This window comes from Microbacterium sp. (assembly GCF_031988965.1).
Classification (GTDB): Bacteria; Actinomycetota; Actinomycetes; order Actinomycetales; family Microbacteriaceae; genus Microbacterium.
The window spans coordinates 1-3,232 of record NZ_DALZXX010000220.1 but is presented as its reverse complement, the minus strand read 5'-3'; the positions used below and the strand labels follow the sequence as shown (position 1 = coordinate 3,232).

Sequence of the window (3,232 nt, the reverse complement as noted above, 5' to 3'; positions counted from 1 at the left end):
TCTGCCGCCCCGCCTGCGCTGCAGCCCCGCCTGTGCGGGGTCGATTCCGCACCGGGGACCTGCGCGGGGCCGATTCCGCACCGGGGATCGCGGTTTCCGGTGCGAAATCGACCGCGCCTGAACGCGCCGGTACGAAATCGACCCCACACGGTGGCCGTCTGAGCGAGTAAACGACCGCACATCCCCGCGGGGTCAACTTCGCACCGCAGAACGCGGTTTCCGGTGCGAAATCGACCCCACCTGAACGCGCCGGTGCGAAATCGACCCCGCACGGCGGCCGTCTGAGCGAGAACGGGTCGGCGCCGCGCTGTGGCAACCGAAGTATCAGTGACCACGACTCATCCACAGGCGCGACTTTTCCACATTCGCCGGCGCTACCGGGTCACCGTGCATCCGGACTCGATCGCGGTGCTGGACCCTGAACGGATGCGACACCGGATCCCGCTGCCCGACGACCTCGGCCCCCACTTCACCGTGCGCCAGGCTGCGGACTCGGGCGTCGGTCGGCGACGCGCTGCGGCTCGCGACCTCGCCCGTCCGTTTCACGGCGTGCGCTCGGTGAGCGCGCCGGCTACTCCGCTGCAACGGGTCGCGGCTCTCGCGCCCAGGCTACGTGCCGGACAGCTCATCGGCGGCGAGACGGCGATGCGGGTGTGGGGATGCCCGCATCCAGGATTCTGGAGCATCGAGGATCCACTCACCGTCGTGGTGGACACCGACTCGGCGCGAGTTCGGAGCCGCGGGATCACGGGAAGACGCCTGGCTCCGGGAAGAGCGCGCCCGTGGCGGATCGGCGGCATCCCGGTCGTCGATCCGATCTCGGCTCTCTTCATGTGCGCCGCCGAGCTCAGCGACGACGAGATCGTCGTCGCTCTCGATGCGCTCATCACCACGTCCGACAACTATCCAGGCCTTCGGACGGGGCGTCCGCTCCTGACGGTGACCGACATCGAGCACCACCTGCGCATCTGGGGACGGTTCCCCGGGAGCAGACGGATTCGCGACGCCCTCCCCAGGGCCCGCAATGGCGTGGAGTCCCCCAAAGAGACGGAGACGCGACTCCTTCTCGTGGAGGGAGGTCTTCCCGAGCCCGAAGTGCAATATGAGATCCGGGAGGATGAGCGGATCGTGGCGAGGAGCGACATGGCTTATCCCGCGCTCCGCATCACGATCGAGTATGAGGGTGACGGACACCGCACGGACAAGGCCCAGTGGCGTCGCGATGTTCAGCGACAGCGGGAGCTCGAGGATCTCGGATGGATCGTGATCCGCGTGACCCAGCTCGATCTGGCCGACGGCGGGCGGGCGCTGCTGGACCGCGTCCGCAACGCGATCGCATCCCGGTGACGCACTCGGTGCGGGTTCCCGCGCGCCTGAGGTTGGTCGCCAGTCCCGTCTGCGGCCGCTCTCTCGCCCGTCTGCGGTTGCCCGTCGCCGACGACAGCAGGGCGCGCCCCCGCCGCTGCGTGTCGCACACAACCCGTGCCGCGCGGGGCCAAACCGCACCGCGCCCCACCGCGGGGTCAGAACCGCACCGGAACCCGTGCCGCGCGGGGCCAGAACCGCACCGCGCTCCGCTGCGGGGTCAGAACTGCACCGGAAACACCTGTTTCGGGTGCATTCCTGACCCCGGCTGCAGGCGGTGCGAAAGTGACCCCGCGAAGACGAGGGGCACGCAGAGAGCGGCGGGAACGCAGAGAGCGGCGGGCACGAGCACGAACCCGATCCCTGCCGCGGCCCCGCGTCAAGGGCTGGTTTTGCGACCGCGCCGGGCGTAGCGTCACCGGTAACGGAAGGGGTTCGATGATGAGCACTACCAAGACCCTGCACACGACCAAGACCCTGGCCCTCTGGGTGGCGTACGGGACGAACGGGGTCGTCGGCAGCATCCGACACGATGACGAGGGGTACACGGTCGTCATGGCCGGATCGGATGCCGCGACGGGCATCTATCCGACTCTCGAGTCGGCCAAGGGCGCACTGCACTCGCACATGACGCCGGGCAGCTCCTGGCCGATGTTCCGCGAGCACTGAAGACGGGGAGCGCAGACGGGGAGCGCAGGGGCGCGACGGTCGCGGACCACATCCGCGACCGTCGTACGCTGACTGCATGCGCATCACCACTCCCCCTGCTCCCGTCGGCCTGCGCACGGTCGAGGATCATCGGGCGTCGGTGCTCGCTGCCGCGGCCGTGTTGCCGGGCGAGCCCGTGTCGATCGCTGACGCCGTCGGCCGCACGCTCGCTGCCGATGTGATCGCCCGGGTGGATGTGCCCCTGTTCGACAACTCCGCGATGGACGGGTACGCCGTGCGCCTCGACGATGTCGCGACCGCCACGGAGAAGAACCCGGTCGAGCTGCGGGTGATCGCCGACCTGCCCGCCGGCTCGTCGGAGGAGCCCGACCTCGGGCCCGGCGAGGCGGTGCGCATCATGACCGGGGCGCCGGTCCCCCGTTCCGCGACCGCGGTGGTCCCGTTCGAGCACACTCGCGACGGCCTGCAGGTCTGGGATGCACCGGCCGTCGTGACACGGGCCCCTGCACGCCCGAATGCGAACATCCGACGCCACGGCGAGGAGCTGAGCGCCGGGGCCGTGGTCGCGCCCGCGGGAGGTGTGATCGGCCCTCTGCAGCAGACGGCGATCGCGATCACCGGAGTCGACACCGTGCTCGTCCGTCGGCGTCCGCGCGTCGCCGTCATCTCGACCGGCAGCGAGCTCGCCGCCCCCGGCGCCGACCTGGCGCGAGGACAGATCCCGGAATCGAACTCGGTACTGCTCGCGTCGCTGTGCACCGAGGCGGGAGCGGACATCGTCTCGATCGACACGGTGACGGACGAGGATGCCGCTTTCGCCGCCCTGCTCGACCGCGCGATCACCGACGCCCGGGCCGATGTCGTGATCACCTCGGGCGGGGTCAGCGCCGGAGCGCACGAGGTGGTCAAGAACGTGCTCCGCGATCGCATCGCGTTCGTCGCCGTGGCCATGCAGCCCGGCAGACCGCAGGCGTTCGGCCGCATCGGCGACACTCTGGTCTTCGGCCTGCCCGGAAACCCCGCGAGCGTCGCGGTGTCGTTCGAGGCGTACGTGCGACCGGCGCTCCTCGCGCTGCAGGGGCGGTCAGAGCAGCAGCGGCCCACGCTGCGGATGCCCACCACCGCCGGGTGGCGCAGCCCGCTCGGCCGGACGCAGTACGTGCCGGTGGCCCTCGATCGGTCGGATCCGTCGGCCTGG

3 protein-coding genes are annotated in these 3,232 nt (G+C 70.5%); all 3 read left to right on the top strand.

Features of this window, described 5'->3' with window-relative positions; all coding sequences use genetic code 11:
• Window positions 1-426 precede the first annotated feature (426 nt).
• A complete protein-coding gene (locus tag RTM68_RS17855; RefSeq protein WP_312173563.1) occupies window positions 427-1,347 on the top strand; it encodes a hypothetical protein in 921 nt (306 codons plus the stop codon).
• Between the two features lie 459 nt (window positions 1,348-1,806).
• Window positions 1,807-2,034, top strand: coding sequence for a methyltransferase (locus tag RTM68_RS17850; protein WP_312173560.1), 228 nt, complete (start codon window positions 1,807-1,809; stop codon window positions 2,032-2,034).
• A 76-nt stretch (window positions 2,035-2,110) separates the two neighbouring features.
• Window positions 2,111-3,232: gephyrin-like molybdotransferase Glp (gene glp, locus RTM68_RS17845; protein WP_312173557.1), on the top strand; the 1,122-nt coding region annotated here is incomplete at its 3' end.

Bases quoted from the DNA above. Each gene is read 5' to 3' on its own strand.
- RTM68_RS17855 (WP_312173563.1), top strand. From the start codon at position 427: ATGCGACACCGGATCCCGCTGCCCGACGACCTCGGCCCCCACTTCACC.
- RTM68_RS17850 (WP_312173560.1), top strand. From the start codon at position 1,807: ATGAGCACTACCAAGACCCTGCACACGACCAAGACCCTGGCCCTCTGG.